At 40.2% G+C, this 17,954-nt stretch carries 17 protein-coding genes; 11 read left to right on the top strand and 6 right to left on the bottom strand.

Annotation, left to right across the window (positions count from 1 at the left end):
• Window positions 1-47 precede the first annotated feature (47 nt).
• Window positions 48-557, bottom strand: a complete 510-nt coding sequence (locus BM107_RS07960) for an RNA polymerase sigma factor (protein WP_090982041.1) — start codon at window positions 555-557, stop codon at window positions 48-50.
• Window positions 558-951: 394 nt separating this feature from the next.
• Between BM107_RS07960 and BM107_RS07965 the strand changes: the two genes are divergently transcribed.
• A complete protein-coding gene (locus tag BM107_RS07965; RefSeq protein ID WP_090982043.1) occupies window positions 952-2,916 on the top strand; it encodes a sensor histidine kinase in 1,965 nt (654 codons plus the stop codon).
• Between the two features lie 162 nt (window positions 2,917-3,078).
• On the opposite strand, the gene BM107_RS07970 is transcribed toward BM107_RS07965, so the two are convergent.
• Window positions 3,079-3,966, bottom strand: coding sequence for a helix-turn-helix domain-containing protein (locus BM107_RS07970; protein WP_090982045.1), 888 nt, complete (start codon window positions 3,964-3,966; stop codon window positions 3,079-3,081).
• A gap of 110 nt (window positions 3,967-4,076) precedes the next feature.
• Between BM107_RS07970 and BM107_RS07975 the strand changes: the two genes are divergently transcribed.
• Genes BM107_RS07975 through BM107_RS07995 form a run of 5 tightly spaced genes read left to right on the top strand, consistent with a single transcriptional unit; the run spans window position 4,077 to window position 9,272 of the window.
• Window positions 4,077-5,594: an alpha-L-fucosidase gene (locus tag BM107_RS07975; RefSeq protein ID WP_090982047.1), complete on the top strand. Its 1,518-nt coding sequence runs from the start codon at window positions 4,077-4,079 to the stop codon at window positions 5,592-5,594.
• Between the two features lie 21 nt (window positions 5,595-5,615).
• Window positions 5,616-6,884 (top strand): L-fucose:H+ symporter permease, encoded by a 1,269-nt coding sequence (fucP, locus tag BM107_RS07980; RefSeq protein ID WP_090982049.1) that lies wholly within the window; start codon window positions 5,616-5,618, stop codon window positions 6,882-6,884.
• Window positions 6,885-6,890: 6 nt separating this feature from the next.
• On the top strand, window positions 6,891-7,226 hold the full coding sequence (locus BM107_RS07985; RefSeq protein ID WP_090982051.1) for an L-rhamnose mutarotase: 336 nt from the start codon (window positions 6,891-6,893) through the stop codon (window positions 7,224-7,226).
• Window positions 7,219-8,247, top strand: a complete 1,029-nt coding sequence (locus BM107_RS07990) for an aldo/keto reductase (RefSeq protein ID WP_090982053.1) — start codon at window positions 7,219-7,221, stop codon at window positions 8,245-8,247. Before BM107_RS07985 ends, BM107_RS07990 begins: the two co-directional genes overlap by 8 nt.
• A 5-nt stretch (window positions 8,248-8,252) precedes the next feature.
• A complete protein-coding gene (locus tag BM107_RS07995) occupies window positions 8,253-9,272 on the top strand; it encodes a zinc-binding alcohol dehydrogenase family protein (protein WP_090982055.1) in 1,020 nt (339 codons plus the stop codon).
• 126 nt (window positions 9,273-9,398) lie between these two features.
• On the opposite strand, the gene BM107_RS08000 is transcribed toward BM107_RS07995, so the two are convergent.
• Window positions 9,399-10,292, bottom strand: coding sequence for a winged helix-turn-helix domain-containing protein (locus BM107_RS08000; protein WP_090982057.1), 894 nt, complete (start codon window positions 10,290-10,292; stop codon window positions 9,399-9,401).
• 104 nt (window positions 10,293-10,396) lie between these two features.
• Here BM107_RS08000 and BM107_RS08005 point away from each other — a divergent pair, with 104 nt between their 5' ends.
• A complete protein-coding gene (locus tag BM107_RS08005) occupies window positions 10,397-11,011 on the top strand; it encodes a hypothetical protein (protein ID WP_244278763.1) in 615 nt (204 codons plus the stop codon).
• A 115-nt stretch (window positions 11,012-11,126) separates the two neighbouring features.
• Here the strand turns inward: BM107_RS08005 and BM107_RS08010 are convergent, their stop codons facing one another.
• Window positions 11,127-11,750 carry a TetR/AcrR family transcriptional regulator gene (locus BM107_RS08010; protein ID WP_090982059.1) on the bottom strand — a complete coding sequence of 208 codons (624 nt, stop codon included), beginning with the start codon at window positions 11,748-11,750 and terminating at the stop codon, window positions 11,127-11,129.
• A 155-nt stretch (window positions 11,751-11,905) separates the two neighbouring features.
• Between BM107_RS08010 and BM107_RS08015 the strand changes: the two genes are divergently transcribed.
• The 4 genes from BM107_RS08015 to BM107_RS08030 all read left to right on the top strand — a co-directional run bounded on the left by BM107_RS08015 (window position 11,906) and on the right by BM107_RS08030 (window position 14,192).
• Complete coding sequence (locus tag BM107_RS08015) at window positions 11,906-12,163, top strand: hypothetical protein (protein WP_090982061.1); 258 nt, start codon at window positions 11,906-11,908, stop codon at window positions 12,161-12,163.
• Window positions 12,164-12,169: 6 nt separating this feature from the next.
• Window positions 12,170-12,910 carry a DUF3667 domain-containing protein gene (locus tag BM107_RS08020; protein ID WP_090982063.1) on the top strand — a complete coding sequence of 247 codons (741 nt, stop codon included), beginning with the start codon at window positions 12,170-12,172 and terminating at the stop codon, window positions 12,908-12,910.
• 450 nt (window positions 12,911-13,360) lie between these two features.
• A complete protein-coding gene (locus tag BM107_RS08025; protein ID WP_090982065.1) occupies window positions 13,361-13,828 on the top strand; it encodes a hypothetical protein in 468 nt (155 codons plus the stop codon).
• A gap of 88 nt (window positions 13,829-13,916) precedes the next feature.
• Complete coding sequence (locus BM107_RS08030; RefSeq protein WP_090982067.1) at window positions 13,917-14,192, top strand: hypothetical protein; 276 nt, start codon at window positions 13,917-13,919, stop codon at window positions 14,190-14,192.
• A gap of 262 nt (window positions 14,193-14,454) precedes the next feature.
• On the opposite strand, the gene BM107_RS08035 is transcribed toward BM107_RS08030, so the two are convergent.
• Together BM107_RS08035 and BM107_RS08040 are read right to left on the bottom strand one after the other, a co-directional pair.
• A complete protein-coding gene (locus BM107_RS08035; RefSeq protein ID WP_090982069.1) occupies window positions 14,455-16,095 on the bottom strand; it encodes a TldD/PmbA family protein in 1,641 nt (546 codons plus the stop codon).
• Window positions 16,096-16,637: 542 nt separating this feature from the next.
• Entirely contained in the window at window positions 16,638-17,954 is a 1,317-nt protein-coding gene (locus BM107_RS08040; RefSeq protein ID WP_090982071.1) for a TldD/PmbA family protein, read from the bottom strand.

Below are 17,954 nucleotides of genomic sequence, written 5' to 3' on the forward strand. Positions count from 1 at the left end.
GATGTGGTCCGGCTAGGCTTTTAATACGCTAATGGACAATTTTGATACTAAGCTATCCGATACTGTTTCAGGTAGGTTTTCAAGATCTGTCTCGCCTGGTGGATATGGGTTTTTACTGTTCCTAAAGGAATACCCCGCTCTTCAGCAATTTCTTCATATTTATACCCCTCAAAATACCGCTGGAACGGAATCCGGTACTGTTCAGGCAAACTCTTCAATGCTTTTTGGATATCATCCATCACAAACTTTCCTTCCGAAGAAATCTTGGTTGAACTTTTGAGTAGGTTAGGACTTGATAAATCTTCATCCCTACTAATTACTGAATGCCTTTTTTGAGCTTTACGGTAGTCGTTGATAAAGGTATTTCGCATAATTACATAAAGCCAGCCACGTAAATTGGTGCCTTTATCAAACTTTGCGCAAAATCGAATTCCTTTAATCAGTGTATCCTGCACCAGGTCTTTCGCATCATCTTCATCTTGGGTAAACCGCATCGCATGGGAGAGGAGGGCAATAGCATGCCCATCAGCCGCCCTGCTGAATTCATTTTGATTCATAGTTTTTCAATTAGGTAGATAGGTTATTAAAGAACAGGCTGAATTAAATTATGTTTTGATTAATCTTGAGCAGCATAATAAGCCATAGCATAATAACAGACCTGTTATAGATCTAAGCATCTGGTTTAGGTATGGCCAGGCGGCTTAATGGAACTTTTTTTGTAAAATAAAATGGCTAGCCATAATCATTCAGGTGAATTTAATTCTGTTAACATCTATGTGATTGTTACATTTAAAAATAAATTTGAAGAACATAACAAAACTATTATTGTAGCATACAGGTTTTCTTAATTAAGGCTGCTTACAAACAAAAAATATTTAAGATGAATGATTGTTTAAAAATATCTTCAATAAATTTGAAGGTTCTTTCAAATGGATTTAATTCCTAATCACTATGATAAAGTCAGCTCATCTGCCTGATCTCTTCGCGCTTCAATCCATTTTTGAAGGTATTCAGGATGCCATATATTGTCATGACCTCGAATTTAGAATAACCAATTGGAGCCCTGCGGCAGAACGGATGTTTGGCTATACCGCAACAGAGATATTAGGACAGTCTATTTTTCTGCTGATTCCGGATGACAGGCATGCAGAGAAGATAAAGCTGATGCAGGAAATTTTAAATGATACACGTATCAGCCATTTCAGAACCGTCCGGCTTGACTGTTCGGGTAAGAAAATACCTGTTTCCTTAAGCTTTTCGCCGATCAAAAATCAGGATGGGAAAATTATTGGTACGTCGCAAATTGCACACGATATCTCCTTCGAACACCAGGCAGAAGAAAAACAATCCATGCTTGCTGCCATTATAGAAAGTTCTGAAGATGCCATTATCAGTAAAACGCTTGATGGGATCATTACAACCTGGAATAAGGGAGCAGAGCATATTTTTGGCTACACTGAAGAAGAAGCCGTTGGGCAACCGATCAGCATACTTCTCCCTGCCGACCGCTTGAGCGAAGAAGAAGCCATCATTGCAAGCCTGCGGCGGGGTGAGCGGGTAGGCCATATACAGACCATCAGAAAAACAAAAGATGGACGCTTATTAAATATTTCACTCGCAGTATCTCCTATCAAAAACCGCGATGGCGTGGTTATTGGGGCGTCGAAGGTTGCCCGTAATATTACTTCTCAAAAGGAATCTGAAAGGTTAATTGCCAAGCACATAGAGCGTCTGGAGCTGTTGAATGTAGTGGGCAGGAGCATCAATGGATCTTTGGATCTTCAGCAGATATTACAGCAGGTAACTGATTCGACAACAAAACTTACAGGTGCAGCCTTTGGGGCATTTTTTTATAATCAGGTTAACCAGAAAGACGAATCTTATTGGTTATATACGCTATCGGGTGTTCCTAAAGAGGCTTTTGCTAACTTTCCGATGCCACGTAACACCACTTTATTTCATCCGACCTTTAGCGGTGCGGGCGTAGTACGATCAGATGATGTTACCCTGGATTCCCACTACGGCAAAAACGGACCTTTTTTTGGAAAACCATCAGGTCATTTACCAGTGGTGAGTTATCTGGCTGTTCCGGTTAAAACCAAATCAGGCGAAGTCATTGGCGGGTTGTTTTTCGGTCATCAAGATAAGGCCGTTTTTAAAGAAGAACATGAGGAACTGGTGTTAACAGTAGCTTCACAAGCGGCTATTGCCATAGAAAATTCCAGGCTTTTTAAAGAGGTACAGGAACTAAGTGCCAAAAAAGACGAATTTATTGCAATGGCTTCCCATGAATTAAAAACACCAATGACCTCTCTTTTCGGCTTTTTGCAGCTGGCCAACCGTCATGTAGTGGAAGGTGTTTCGAAAAATCTGATTGAAAAGTCGATCAAACAATTGCAGAAAATGATCGTTTTGGTTACCGATCTTTTTGACGTTTCCAAGATCCAGGCCGGAAAATTACAATTGAACATGGAATGTCTCAATCTGGGCCTACTGGTTCAGGAAATAAAAGAATCTTTTTTACAAGCCCATCCCGACCATAACTTAACTATCGAAATGCCCGAAGAAAGTTTTGTTCATGCTGATCGCATGCGTCTTGAACAGGTACTTACCAATTTATTGAACAATGCAGTTAAATACGCACCTGAACAAAAAACAATTGAATTAAAGGTGCTGCATGTGGATAAAGTGGTACATACATCGGTTAAAGATTTTGGTCCGGGGATTAGCGAAGAAAACCAACGGCACATATTTGGCCAGTTTTATCAGGCTAAGGAAAATAGAGATAGCTCATCAGGGCTGGGCTTAGGGCTTTTTATATCAAAAGATATTATTGAAAGGCATGGTGGCCAAATCTGGGTAGAAAGCAAGCCTGGTAACGGCGCTACCTTTAATTTTTCTTTGCCATTGGCATAAAAATTCAGGCTTGCAGCAGCTGTCCATGGGATTTACTGGATAAAAAATGAGATGGCAATAGAAACGCTAAACCAACATCACGGCGGCAAACCATATAGGTAAATACCTTTTGATAGGCACCCCTGCCGTTGATCAGGTTTTTAACTCTTGATTGTTGAAATGTTACAAAGTAAACCCTACCGTATAAACCTGTTTCTTATAGGTACTGGGCGACATGCCCGTAAGTTTTTTAAAAGATTTTGAAAAGTAGGAGAGGTTGTCAAAACCGGTTTGTGTTGCAATTTCTGAATAGGCAAGCCGGCTGGTAGCCAATAAATACTGCGCACGTTCGATCCTTTTTTCAAGAATATAACTAACAGGGCGTTGCCCGGTAAAAGTTTTGAATAAACGGGAGAAGTAATCGGGATGCTGATTAATACGTGAAGCTAAACTGGTGACAGATAGTTCCTGGTGCAGATTGACGAGTATGTAACCCACTGTTTCCACGATCTTCGCGGGCGCATGCCGTTCTTCCGGTTTGCGTTGTAATTGTGGTTGGAGCAAGCGTCCCATCAACTGAAGCAGTATCCCCTGGGTTTCCAGGTAGCTGGCTAAACCCTGCATGTTGTTCAGCTCCTGATATTCTTTATAGTAAATATTTTTCTCATAAATTTTCGGATCATCAGACCGGTTAATGCCACGGCCCGGATTTATTTCGAGCAATCGTTTAAAAAGGTCAATATCCATCTGCTTTGCCTTCACTTTCGAAGCATTACGGCTTCGTGCAAAAAGAGAACTCCCATCTACAGACTCTTCAAAAAACTGCACAAAATACTGGCTTAAATATCCGTCGCAATGTAAATTACAAAGGGTAAAACTGGGTATAATATACAGGTATCCAGGTTCAAGTTTTAAAGAACCCGACTGGCCGGATATCTCACCGCTTCCTTCGTCTATATAATAAATCCGGAAATAAGGACTGATGACGTTTAGGTAATTCCATTTTTCCGATAATTTCACATAATCTACATTGAGTAGTGAAAAGGTATTCTGCAGTACTCGCTTAATCATTTTTAAATGTCGGATTTTTACAATAAATAGTCTAATTTATTTAAAAATAGACCGGATAACATGTTTATTTTTGAAAATAGTAACCAGATATAAAAATCGTTATTACACAAATGAGAAAAAAAATATCCATAGGCATTATTGCAATTTCCATGTTGCTAAATGCACAGGCTCAGCAAAAAAACACCAGCCCTGAGCAGGGTAAATTCAAACCTACAGACGAATCTTTAAAGCAGTATCAATACCCCGAGTGGTTCCGTGATGCTAAATTTGGTATCTGGTCGCACTGGGGGCCTCAGGCAGTTCCCCGTCAGGGCGATTGGTATGCCCGGGGCATGTATCTGCAAGGCAATGATCAGAACAAATATCATGTAGCACATTACGGACCACCATCTAAATTTGGTTATAAAGATATTATTCCACTCTGGAAGGCAGAAAAATGGAACCCTGAACAATTGATGGCCCTTTATAAAAAAGCGGGGGCAAAATATTTTGTGAGTATGGGTTCACACCACGATATGTTTTTCTTGTGGAACTCGAAAATCCATAGATGGAATTCTGTAAAAATGGGGCCTAAAAAGGATGTAGTTGGCCTTTGGCAAAAAGCAGCAAAAAAAGAAGGCCTCCGTTTTGGGATTTCTGAACACCTGGCTGCAAGTTTCAACTGGTTCCAACCCAGCCATGGAGCCGATAAAACCGGACCGTTTGCCGGGGTTCCGTATGATGGACATGATCCACAATATTCAGATCTGTACCATTTGCCAGCTGATTCAAGCAACATTAAAGAATGGCTGACCAATAATCCGGCATGGCATAAAAAATGGTTAACCTACGTAACCGAACTGATTGATAATTATCATCCCGATCTGCTTTATTCTGATAGCAAAGTGCCTTTTGAAGAATATGGCCGTAAAATGGTGGCGCATTACTACAACCAGGACCTGGCTAAAAACAAAGGTAAACTTGAAGCGGTTTATACCCCTAAAGAACCTTCTGAAGGTAAATGGGCGCAGGATGTGGAGCGTGGTGTGCTCGATTCGATCAGTCCTTTCCCGTGGCAAACCGATACTTCAATTGGCGATTGGTATTACCGGACAGGCCAACGTTACAAAAGTACAAATGAAATTGCCCAGCTATTGATTGATGTGGTTAGTAAAAACGGAAACCTGCTGATTAATGTGGTGCAAACCCCTGAGGGCGATTTAGAGCCTGATGTAATTAAAATTGTAACGGAGTTAGGCGAATGGACCAAAACTTATGGAGAAGGAATTTACGCCACAAGGCCCTGGAAAGTGTATGGAGAGGGACCATCTACTATCAAATCGAACCAGAAAAAAGGAGATTTTGGCGGATTGGCCGATACACGTGATTACCAAGCTACGGATATCCGATATACCACAAAAGGGGGTAACCTTTTTGCGTTTTGCATGAGCATGCCTGAAAAAGAGATCAAAATGGAATTATTAGGAAAAAATTCTAAATATCTTGAAAAACCGATTCATTCGGTTACCCTTCTGGGCAGTAAGGAAAAACTAGACTGGACACAAACCGACGATGCACTGCTGATCAAAAAGCCTAAGAATTACCCTGCCTGGGCGGTTACAGGATTTAAAATAGAATTTAAAAAATAAAAATGTACTCAATCTTCTTTGATGGAAAATAAGCGCTCCACGCTGGCGGTAATATTAATTACCTCACTGTTTTTTTTATGGGGATTTGCCCATAATCTTGACCCTATATTAATTCCGCATTTAAAACGTTCATTTACGCTCACTACGGTACAGGCTACGCTTGTAGACTCGGCGGTTTTTATCGCCTATTTTGTAATGGCGTTGCCGGCAGGTATCATCATGAAAAAATACGGCTATAAAAGTGGGATAATCATTGGCCTTTTGATATTTTCAGTAGGCTGTTATTTGTTTTTGCCTGCGGCCCAGGTACAATCCTACAATTTCTTCCTGGCTGCACTTTTTATTATTGCATGCGGACTCACTATTCTGGAAACAGCAGCAAACCCCTATATTACCTTGGTTGGAAAACCGGAAACCTCTACTTTCAGACTAAATCTTGCCCAGTCTTTTAACGGGCTTGCGGCTTCACTTGCACCAATCATTGGCGGTAAACTGATCTTGGTAGAGGGCGTATCAGATAGCGCGCTTGCAAAAATGGATCTGGCTACTCAAAAATCGGTACTGGCATCAGAAGCTACCTCTGTACAGGGACCATATTTTGTGTTAGGGACCATATTGGTTATATTGGCTGCTGTATTTTATTTTATCAAATTACCCGATATCAGAACAAATAATGAAGGGACGGCTAAACAAAGTTTTTGGCAGGTTTTTAAACATAAACATTTATCGTGGGCAATAGCTGCACAGTTTTTTTATGTTGGCGCACAGGTATCTGTATTTAGCTTGTTTATTCTTTATGCAACTAAATCAGCGGGTATTACAGATAAAGAGGCAACTTATTACTTAGGTGTTTGTGGTTTTGCATTTCTGATCGGACGTTTTTTTACTACTTTCCTGATGCGCTTTTTTAAGGCCCAATATTTATTGGTTACCTATGCCTTTATCAGTGCATTGCTTTGCTTTGTTGCCATCATGGCTTCTGGCATCACAACGGTGTATGCCGTTATTGGCATTTGTTTTTTTATGTCGGTGATGTTTCCTACTATTTTCTCTCTGGGCATTAAAGACCTTAAAGAGGATACCGAACTGGGAAGTAGTTTAATTATCATGTCAATTGTTGGTGGCGCAATATTACCACGTTTTTTTGGATATTTGAGTGACGGAACGGGAAATATCCAGAATGGATATTACGTGCCCCTGGTTTGTTTTGTTGTGATTATGCTATTTGGCTTAATGGGGCAAAAAACAACAAGAAAAGACATCATTAATCAACCGAATGAAATTTTATAATTAAAAATGAAAAGATACTGTTTAGCCCTCGATCTGGTAGACGATGAAAAACTGATCGCAGAATATGAAGCGTACCATGTTAATGGATGGCCTGAAATTAAACGTAGCATTATCGACTCGGGCATACTGGATATGCAAATTTACCGTGTTTCCAACCGCCTGTTTATGATTATGGAAACAGAAAACGATTTTAGCTTCGACAAAAAGGCACTGATGGATGCCTCCAACCCGAAGGTAGAGGAATGGGAAAAGCTGATGTGGAAATACCAACAGGCATTGCCATTTGCAAAGCCCGGAGAAAAGTGGGTACTAATGAAAAATATATTTCAGTTAAATGCTTAACGAAAATAAACAACAAGAGCCGGTACTAAATTTGCCTCCGGTTGTTTTCGGAACCAGTAGTTTGGGAAATCTTTATCTGGCAATAGATTATAATGTTAAACGGGAAGTTGTAAAAGCCTGTGTAGACTCATCAAAACCGGTTGCCTTTTTTGATACGGCAGGTAAATATGGTGCAGGTCTCGCATTAGAATCGCTGGGAAAATGCTTGGCGGATTTGAAGGTAGATCCTCAACAGGTAGTCATTAGCAATAAGCTGGGCTGGTACAGAACACCTCTTTTAACTCCTGAACCTACATTTGAGCCCGGTATCTGGAAGGATATTGAACATGATGCGGTGCAGATGATCAGTTATGATGGGATATTAAAGTGTTTTGAGCAAGGTAACGAGCTTCTGGGCCATTACAAGGCACAGATGGTGTCGGTACACGATCCCGACGAATATCTTATTGCAAGCGAAGGTGAGGAAGATTATAAAGAACGTTATCAACAAATTCTTGATGCTTACATGGCTTTGGCCGAACTAAAATCTGCCGGCTTAGTTTCTTCCATCGGGGTAGGTGCAAAAGATTGGAAAATTATTCAGGCTATCGCGGCAGATGTTGATCTTGACTGGGTGATGATTGCCAACAGCTTAACCATCAAATCGCATCCCCCTGATTTGATCGCATTTATAAAAGAGCTAGACCAGAAAAATATTAAAGTAATTAACTCGGCCATATTTAATGGCGGCTTTTTAACCGGCGGAGATTTTTATAATTACCAGCCGGTTGATGGGAATAGTTTGACGGGGAAAGCGCTTTTGGAATGGAGAGATAAGTTTTATCAGGTTTGTAAAACGTTTGAGGTACTTCCTGCTGAGGCCTGTTTTAGTTTTTCTGCAGGTTTTCCCGGCGTAAAAAGCATTGCTTTAAATACCACACGGCCTGAAAAGGTGGCTGTTAATGCTGCGCTGGCCCAAAAAGAAATTCCTGCCGGGTTTTGGCAGGAAATGAAAACACAGGGATTAATTGAATTTTTATAATAAGGATGAAAGCATTAGTTTGTAATACACCAGGAGAATTTACCTATATCAATAAAGAAATGCCATCAGTTGAAGACGGGATGGTATTGCTCAAAATGAGGAGACTGGGAATTTGTGGCACCGATTACCACGCATTTGAAGGTACACAGCCATTTTTCGAATATCCAAGAATCCTCGGCCACGAAATTGCTGCTGAGGTAGTAGAGGCTGGGGGAGGAGCAAACTTTAAAACCGGAGATCTGGTTACCATTAGTCCATATTTTTATTGTGGAAAGTGCATTGCATGCCGAAGCGGCAGAACCAATTGTTGTGTAAATATTAAAGTTTTCGGGGTTCATATAGACGGTGCGATGCAAGAGTATATCACGGTTCCTGCAACTGCAATTGTTAGTGGGGAAGGATTAACTGTAGATGAACTTGCACTGATAGAGCCATTGGCCATTGGAGCGCACGGCGTTGGCCTGGCACAGTTGAACAAAGGCGACACCGTGGTGATACTCGGCGCCGGACCTATTGGTTTGGGGACTATTGCCTTTGCCAAAATAAGTGGAGCTGAGGTTATCGTTATTGATGTAAATGATAACAGGTTATCTTTTTGCAGCGAGCGTTTGGGTATCACACACACCATAAATCCATTAAAAACCGACGTTTTAGAGCAGCTGTCAAAAATTACCGATGGAGAAATGGCGAAAGTGGTAATTGATTGTACCGGAAATTTAAATGCCATTAACAATGCTTTCAAATTTTTGGCACATACCGGTAAATTTATCATGATAGGCCTTCAGAAAGGTACGATTGAGGTGGTACATCCTGAGTTTCATAAGCGCGAAGCTGTACTGATGAGCAGTAGAAATGCCTTGCCGCATGATTTTGCCTATGTGATTGATTGCATTAGAAAAGGGTTGGTTAAACCGATGGATTTTATCACCCATAATGTTCCATTTACGGAAGTAAAAGAAAAGTTTAATCATTTGCTCCAGGCCAATGAATCGCTGATCAAGGCATTGATCAGTTTTGATGAATAATGTCAGGTATTTAATTTAATTCTAAAAAAGGAATTCCAGTAATTAAAGAGCAGGACTAGTTTTGTATATCAAATCTGATCCTGTTTTTTTATAATATGATATCGTTTTCTTATTACCGTTTTCTGTTTAACCCTTAATTTCAAGCTTATATCCCTTAGCGCGGACCACAGTAATATTGATGTTTGGATCAGGTGCCAGTTTTTTTCTCAGTTTCGATATAAACATATCCAGGCTACGGCCAACAATAATCCCTTCATCTTCCCATATTTCTTTTTGCAGCCGGCTTCTCTCTATGGTTTCGTTAGGAGACTGGGCGAAGATGAGCAGTAATCTTGTTTCCGTACCAGTTAACGCTATTGTGTCTTCATTTAGGGTGAGTTTACGGTTTTTAGCATCAAACAGAACTGAACTTAAAGTTATCAGGTCGTTATGTTCATCATCATTGGGTAAAGCCTTTATGGGTTTAACCGATCTAAAGAAGATAAAGCCAACAAACGCTAAAAATGGCAGGCTACCGAGCAGATACCCATTCTTTTTGGTGATTATGCCTGTAGGTTTCAGTTGAATGTTGATCATATATTGTGCTTTTGGTTGTTTTCTTCCTATGCAGGCTATAATTTCATCTTTTTTGTTGTGGGCTATTGCGTAGCCATAAACAGTGCTTGAATCGTTAATATTCAGCACTTTAACTACGTAGTTGTCTGTCATTGGGTCATTTGCTAGCAAACGTTTAGTCGTATTCACCAGGGTGATGGGGTTGAAACTAAATTCATGCTCAAACTGAATTTGATATTCATTTTCCGCAACCTTTTTTATCGGAAGCACCCTGGATATACTATCGCCCGATTGTAAAAGTAGTTCATCTCCGATGCGACGAAATAAGACCTCTCTTCTTGAAAGATGAAAATCATCATTATCCGAAATACTGAAAGCTGCAAAAATCATGATGAAAGATAAAAGCAATAATGCACCGAAGAGGTACATGCTTTTACCCGTGAAGAGGTTTCGACTAAGTTGCATAATGTCAATGTTTTATTTACAAAGTTTACATTTTTATTTACAATCCTGCTTCTTCAGACGGATAAATATCAAAGTAAGTTTGTTTCATTAATTTTTAAAAAGATATGGAAAATAAACAAAAAGCCTTAAACAAATCTGATTTATCAGCAGATAGATCGATGATGATCAAACCTGCAAAAAAGAGGAACAAAATGATGTATGTGCTGATTTTGCCGCTGGTGGTGGTAAGCGGATTAGCATTTGCTAACCGTGAAATTAAAAATGAGAGTAAAAGGCTCAGCTCAAAACCCCTTTCTGCTGCTCAAAGAGACGCCGAGAAGAAAAAATGGGAGGTTAGCCCTGATGGTATTAAATTTAGAAAATGGGAATCGTCACCAACAGGAAAAAATGTACATGTCAGTGCTGCTAAGATAAAAAAAGATATAAGTGAATTTACAGATATGGAAGCCGTGGTAACGGCATTAACGCTTCCGCCCGGATCAAGATTGGGGTTCGGTGTAATGGCCCGCATTAATGGTGCCGATTACATTGTAAATTTTGAGGCAGAAAAGTCTCAACTTGCACCATTGTATAGCTTAAAGATTAACGATAAGATCATGGTCAGAAGCCGTAATATGTCATACGCACCTAAGTATTCATATCCAATAGTATCTGCTGAATATGTAGAACGGGATAATAAGGTAATTTTTAAACGTTTACCCCGCAAAGGTGGTTGCTAAGCAAATTAATAACGTCGTAAATTTAATGAGGCTATTATAGCCTGTTATAAGGTTGATAACAAGTTATGCCTTCAAGAAGAAAATGGAAAGGAAGTATCTAAACTTTTCCATTTTCTTACTCATAAGTTTTATCAATCAAAAACGAAATGGCATTTTGAATTTCCGATCGTCCATCTGCACTTTTAAGGTCCAATCCACAAAATGTACAATCGTTCGTGGTGGCGTAAATGTCAAGGTAGTAAATTCCTGAAATCAGCAATGCAATAATGGCCCGGTATCTTTTGGCATTTTTCTCGAAATGAGGATCAGTAATGCCTTCAAATAAGCGCGCTCCGTTTTCTTCGCGATCGTTCGCCAGTTTTTTCAAGGATCTACGGTTGTCTAATAATCCCCAAAGCAGAATTTTCTGGATATTTTTATTCTTGAAAACATAATCGAATTGAGAGAGAAGCATGTCTTTAGAAAATTTTTTTCCTCCATCTTTTATCACAGTTCCACCCGATTCATCTTTTACATTGCTCCAAAAATCCTGTGATCGGATGTATTCATCAATCAGACCGTCCTTCCCACCAAAATAATTATAGATTAATTTTTTGTCCAAGCCTGCAGTACGTGCAATATCATTGACCTTTAGGCCTGAAAAACCTTTGGTATGCAGTATTTTTTCTACCGCATATAAAAATTTCTGTTTGCTTTTTTCTTTGTTCCTAAACGGTTTGGCTTCTGTTTCCTCTTCCATATCATATAAATAACCAACGGGAAAATTACATAATCATTTTAAATATTTTTATCACCAATTGGTGATATGTTGTATATTTGTCTAGTCGGGGCGATTGGCAAAAGAATGACGAAGCGCTCTGCAAGACCCAAACTACATTAATCTGAGCAAACGATATGAAAAAGGAAACTTCCATTTCGGCAATACCTGTAGAAGAATTGTATAAAAAGAAAAAAAGTCTGCAGGGTGCACTGCTTGGGCTTGGCTTGGTATTGCTCGTTGCTACTGCAGTTATTATCTATCTGGCCTTTTCATCTAACATGCCCAAAGTACTGATGATCGTTCCGTTTTGCAGTTCGCTAACACTATTGCCAGCTTTTATCAGCTTGTCGCAGATTAATACTGAACTTAAAAACAGAAACGCCAAATCATAGCCAGCCATGTCAACAGATTGCCTGAATTGTGGCGCTCCGGTGATGCAGAATTACTGTGCAAACTGTGGGCAAAAGTCTACTACACATCGTTATTCCATTAAACACTTTATTGAACATGATTTTATTCATGGGGTTTGGCATGTAGATAAAGGCATTTTATTTACCCTGAAAAGCCTGTTCACCCGGCCGGGGCACAGTGTCCGCGAATACATTCAGGGCAAAAGGGTTCCTTATTTTAGTTTTATTACGCTCATCCTGCTCATTCTGACGGTATCAGGTCTCATAGCGCCCTATGCACATGGCAATATGTCCGATCTGATGCCTAAGAGTGGCAAAGCAATGATGAACGATCTCGAGAAATTTATTTCTCATTATCCCAAACTAGTACTCATTATCACAATTCCTGTTTATTCTTGCTTCAGTTTAATCTGGTTTAGAAAAGCGAAGCTTAACTTCTCAGAACACCTGGTTTTAAACTCGTACCGCGTTATTGTAGAAATGATTATCGGGCTGCTTGTTTCGGTCCTGACCATATTCTATCACAATACCCAGGTGCTGTTATTTCTATACTTCGGTGTATTAAGTTTTTTAGGTCTTTTCTATAGCATTTGGTTTTATTATCAGTTTTTTTCGGCCTTTAACTATCGTAAAATCGCTTTGATTTTAAGAAGCATCCTCGTTCCGGTATCGTACAGTTTACTTGCCCTTCTACTTGGCATTGTTTACGCTGTCATTGCAAAACGTTGATTTTAACAGGCGAATACCGTTGAATAAGGAGTTTTATATTTCATTTACTAATAAAATAGGTGCTTAATTCGATTTTTTTGGCCCGGATCTGGCGTTGCGTGGTATAAAAAAAATTGATTAGGTGTGCAAATGTATCGAACCAGGTTTTGCAGGCAGACAAAAATATTGTGGTTATTGCGGGCCGCGCTGCTGTGATGGAAGATTTTATCAGAAATAATTTAATCAGGATTAATGAGGTTTTGAAGAGATATATTCTTTAAACCAAGTCAAAACCTATCTTTTCTTTCCTTGGATACCACTTTTAAAACAGACAGATTATTATGAAACATTACTCTTCGTTCAGAATGAAAGTAAGATCTGTTGGCTGCTGATATTTAAACAGCGTAGCGGAGTGGCAAAAGCAAGGTAGAAATCTCATTTTTCGGAATACATTTTGCTAAATTAAAAGTGATGATTAATGTTAGTCCCGAAACAAAACAACAAGCCTTATTATTCCTCGCAAGGGATCAGAAAGTGGCAGCCGTCAAAATAATTAAAGATCAGAGTAAATGCGGTTTAAAAGAAGCTAAAGATTATGTAGATGCCTTAGAAGTTGGAGTACAGCAACCAATAACCAATCTCGGCAATCTGGACGCTGAGCTATTGGCTATTTTAAATCAGGGCAATAAACTAAACGCCATTAAGCATTATAAGGATGCCACAGGTTCGGGGTTGGCAGAAAGTAAAGATTATGTGGAAAAGTTGATCCGCTCTGAGGTTACCGGCAATGTGATGCAGCGAAGCAGGGATACGGAGATCAAAGATATCATTTCTGACCATGTAGGGGATAACCAAAATCCCATTCAAAAATTTTTGATAAAACTATTGATTATTGTTATGGCTTCAGCAGCTTTAACTTATATTCTGTTTAACATGTAGTAAAAAGTGATGCAATATTTCTGATAGAATTAAAATGCGTGAATTAAAATCATTAATTTGATTTCACACACAAATAAATCTTTAGAATATGAAAATTACATTGGATTCCAAATCCCTTTTATTGGGATTTTTTGGCGCTGGCATTATGTTTACCGCCATCAGTTTTAAAAATAGTCAGGATCAAACGGGCGGAAGGTACCGTACGGAAGTAAATGCCACTAACATGGTTGTGATCCTGGATAGCGAGACCGGAAATTACATCATTGCACCAGAGATAAAGGATTTCGGTAAAGTACAATGGGTAAAGGGTGAGTTTAATAAGACTTTTGATACTGCGATTGATAATAGAAAGGAACTGAAATAACAAAAGGAGTATTTTTTATACCATTGTGTATCCTGTTTTAAATTGTCATCCTGGGCGCAACGAAGGATCTTTCTAGTGTGATTGACTACCTTATAGAAGGATTCTTCACTGCGTTCAGAATAACAGCAGGGCGCCTTCGTGTAAGGGACGCGTACGAAAAGCATAGCTATTCAAGCGCAGATTCCACTGCTGTTTCTCAATTTTCAAACCTGAGTGTAACGAATGATTTTTTAAAGTCAGGCTATATCTGTCAGCGATAAATCTACCCCAGCTTCCTGCCGGTATTAATTACATTAACGCCATTAAAACGTGTGGTTGCGCTACCATGCGAAACGGCGCTTACCTGCCCTGGCTGACCTTTACCATCCGAAAATGTCCCACCCAGGCGATAATCGTTTTTGTCGCAGCGCTGTACGCATGAATTCCAGAATTCCTGGGTATTGGCCTGATAAGCCGCGTCTTTTAACATGCCAACAATTTTGCCTTCTTTAATTTCATAAGCCAGCTGTGCGCTAAACTGAAAATTATAACGCTGCTGGTCTATAGAGTAAGAGTTCCGGCCAAACATATAAATACCTTTTTCTACATTTTTAACCATGTCGGCTGCACTTAATGCCGTATTTCCAGGCGCCAATGATACGTTGGGCATCCGCTGAAACTGGATGCTGTCCCAACTGTCGGCATAACAACAACCTTGCGATTCTTTTAGTCCTAAAATATGCGCCTGATCGCGGATGGTTTGATAATTTACCAAAATTCCATCTTTAATGATGTCCCATTTACCACATTTTACGCCCTCATCATCATAGCCTACTGCACCTAACGACCCTGGTTCCAGTTTGTCGCCGATGATATTCACTTCTTTACTGCCGAAATTGAATTTTTTTGATTCCCACTTATCCAATGTCAGGAAACTGGTTCCGGCATAATTGGCTTCATAACCTAAAACGCGGTCGAGTTCTGTGGGATGGCCGACAGATTCATGTATGGTTAGAAAGAGGTGTGACGGATCTAAAACCAGGTCGTATTTACCCGGTGCTATAGGTTTCGCTTTTAATTTCTCGTCAACATGTACTGCGGCTTCGCGCACATCGTCTAGCATATCGTACCGTTTTTTGTACATGGTAACCGGCCCGCCTTTTATCTTTTCTTCATCTTTGGGCTTCAGGTACTCGAAACCCATACCCATTGGTGCGCTTAAAGCATTTCTGGTTTCGAACTTGCCGCTGGCAGAATCGGTTTTTGTCAGGGTAAAGGTTGGCCATATCCTGTGGATATCCTGATCGATGTAAGATCCGTCAGTAGAGGCAAAATATTTTTGTTCATTGACCATGAAGAGATTGGAACTGATATATTTAGCGCCACCTTTCATGGCCTCGCTATTTACATTTAAGAGGAGATCAACTTTGTCGGCAATGGGCACTTCAAAGGCATTGATTTCAATGGGTGTTTTCCAGTTTACCTCGCCAAAACCCTTTTGCGCGGCTAGTCTTACAGGTTCTTCCATTAATCTGGCATTTCCTTTAGCTATGGCCACGGCAGCTTCAGCAGCCTTGGCAATGCTGCTGTCGTCCATGTTGTTTGTTGCGGCAAAACCCCAGCTTCCGTTTGCAATCACGCGAACACCTAACCCGTAGGATTCAGAATTGGAAATGTTCTCTACCCGTGTTTCCCTGGTGGCCACAACCTGGTTCAAATATCTTCCTATACGAACATCAGCATAAGTGGCACCTTTGCTTTTGGCTGCATTGAGCGCAACATCGGCCATTTTTTTCTTTAAAGCAACATCAACAGGCGTTAAAGATTCTTCAACAGAAATCATTTTGCCGAAGGCCGGGATATTTGGCATCATACCGGCGGTAAGGCCAACACCCGTCATGTATAGGAAATCTCTTCTTCTCAATTTTTGGATTATTTATTAATAAAAAAAGGGGTGTCATCTCGACTGCAGCTGCCAATTTTTCATCGGTTGTGGAATGGAGAAATCTATTAAGTTGTTCAACTATTAGATCTCTCCGTTCCGTTGCACTTCAGTCGAGATGACGATTTAACTTATGCCCTTCGACTCCGCTCAGGGTGACCTTCTGAGGGAATGGTGGTTGTTAAATAGGTATTATTCTTAAAAAATATCGTCATTTCGACTGTAGCTGCTGATTTTTCATCGGTAGCGAAACGAAGAAATCTATTTAAAGAGATTTACTGTTATAGATCTCTCCGTTCCGTTGCACTTCAGTCGAGATGATTTAACTTATGCCCTTCGACTCCGCTCAGGGTGACCTTCTGAGGGAATGGTGGTTGTTAAATAGGTATTATTCTTAAAAAATATCGTCATTTCGACTGTAGCTGCCAATTTTTCATCGGTAGCGAAACGGAGAAATCTATTTAAAGAGATTTTCTGTTATAGATCTCTCCATTCCGTTGCACTTCAGTCGAGGACGACACTACTTAAACCGCGTCTGATAATGAAGTGAATGTAAAATCCCTGATTTTCATCGGTGGGATCAATCCGCTTCCTGTTCTCACCGGCTTGCCCAAAGCTTCTACATTGTTCAGCATAATAACAGGACTTTCGTTGAACCTGAAATTCTTGATCGGGAATTTGATCTCGCCATTTTCAATGTAAAAAGTACCATCACGGGTTAATCCGGTCAATAATAAGGTTTGCGGGTCTACTGATCGGATATACCAGAAGCGTGTTACCAATATCCCTTTTTCCGTGCTCTTGATTAAATCTTCCAATGATTGATTGCCGCCTTCAATGATCATGCTGCGGCTAAAAGGAAGTGGTTTGACATTTTTTTGCGCGGCCCAGTATCTCGAATAAGACAGGTTTTTCACCACTCCTTTTTCTACCCATTGCGTTCTGGTTACCGGCAAACCTTCTCCGGTAAATGTAGCAGATGGAATTTCAGCATTCATCGGGTCAGAATAGATATTCACATTTTCGGAGAATAATTGTTCGCCTAAACGTGTACCGCCGCCTTTTTTGCTCATAAAACTCCGGCCTTCATCAGCACTGCGGGCATCAAAGCCCCTAAACATATTGCCAATAATATCGCTGGCAGCAAGCGGCTCTAAAATTACAGTATACTTGCCTGGCTCAATGGCTTTTGCCCCTGCCGAGCCATTGGCTTTGCTTGCCGCAATTTTACTGAGTGCAAGGGTATCCATTTTATCCAGATCATTAAAATCCTGCTCTACATAACCAGAACCTGTTCCCTGTTTGTTTCTTACTGTAACAGAAAAGGAAACATTTGTCCCTTTATTATAAGCAAACAAACCTTTCGAGTTCATAATGGCATTGAAACGGGTAGCATTTTCAAGGAAACCAGCAGCATCCAGGTTCGCAGCTTTAGATACGCTCAAACTTTTACCTACCATTTCAGCCCGGGTATCTGGGGTAATAGCAGCTGTTTTATCATTATAGGTATTCGATTCTGCAAAGGTTTGTGGACCTAGGGGTGGCATAAATTCGGGATTCTCTGGCGCCAGCATGGCCAGCTCTTCTGCTCTCTTTATTACTTTTTGCAAAGAGGCATCATCGAATTCATTGATAGTGGCAGAACCGGTTTTCTTTCCAAAAGTGGAACTTACGCCTAAGCTCATGGTACTGATCTGGCCTGCGGTAGAAACGGCATTACGGGCATAACGGATGTTACCTCCATCAGCGCCGGTTAAACTTACCTCACAAAAATCGGCTTTCGAATAACCGATGACTTTTTTTAATATCGCTTGGGCTTCTTCTTTACTTAATATGGCCAT

The sequence above is a fragment of the Pedobacter suwonensis genome (genome assembly GCF_900111825.1).
Taxonomy (GTDB): domain Bacteria; phylum Bacteroidota; class Bacteroidia; order Sphingobacteriales; family Sphingobacteriaceae; genus Pedobacter; species Pedobacter suwonensis.

Coding starts and splice junctions, on each gene's coding strand:
- BM107_RS07965 (WP_090982043.1), top strand. CDS start 952: ATGATAAAGTCAGCTCATCTGCCTGATCTCTTCGCGCTTCAATCCATT.
- BM107_RS08015 (WP_090982061.1), top strand. CDS start 11,906: ATGAAAAAGGAAACTTCCATTTCGGCAATACCTGTAGAAGAATTGTAT.
- BM107_RS08030 (WP_090982067.1), top strand. CDS start 13,917: ATGAAAATTACATTGGATTCCAAATCCCTTTTATTGGGATTTTTTGGC.
- BM107_RS08040 (WP_090982071.1), bottom strand. CDS start 17,954: ATGGCCATATTAAGTAAAGAAGAAGCCCAAGCGATATTAAAAAAAGTC.
- BM107_RS07960 (WP_090982041.1), bottom strand. CDS start 557: ATGAATCAAAATGAATTCAGCAGGGCGGCTGATGGGCATGCTATTGCC.
- BM107_RS07990 (WP_090982053.1), top strand. CDS start 7,219: ATGCTTAACGAAAATAAACAACAAGAGCCGGTACTAAATTTGCCTCCG.
- BM107_RS08005 (WP_244278763.1), top strand. CDS start 10,397: ATGGAAAATAAACAAAAAGCCTTAAACAAATCTGATTTATCAGCAGAT.
- BM107_RS08000 (WP_090982057.1), bottom strand. CDS start 10,292: ATGCAACTTAGTCGAAACCTCTTCACGGGTAAAAGCATGTACCTCTTC.
- BM107_RS07985 (WP_090982051.1), top strand. CDS start 6,891: ATGAAAAGATACTGTTTAGCCCTCGATCTGGTAGACGATGAAAAACTG.
- BM107_RS08020 (WP_090982063.1), top strand. CDS start 12,170: ATGTCAACAGATTGCCTGAATTGTGGCGCTCCGGTGATGCAGAATTAC.
- BM107_RS07975 (WP_090982047.1), top strand. CDS start 4,077: ATGAGAAAAAAAATATCCATAGGCATTATTGCAATTTCCATGTTGCTA.
- BM107_RS08025 (WP_090982065.1), top strand. CDS start 13,361: ATGATTAATGTTAGTCCCGAAACAAAACAACAAGCCTTATTATTCCTC.
- BM107_RS07995 (WP_090982055.1), top strand. CDS start 8,253: ATGAAAGCATTAGTTTGTAATACACCAGGAGAATTTACCTATATCAAT.
- BM107_RS08010 (WP_090982059.1), bottom strand. CDS start 11,750: ATGGAAGAGGAAACAGAAGCCAAACCGTTTAGGAACAAAGAAAAAAGC.
- fucP (WP_090982049.1), top strand. CDS start 5,616: ATGGAAAATAAGCGCTCCACGCTGGCGGTAATATTAATTACCTCACTG.
- BM107_RS07970 (WP_090982045.1), bottom strand. CDS start 3,966: ATGATTAAGCGAGTACTGCAGAATACCTTTTCACTACTCAATGTAGAT.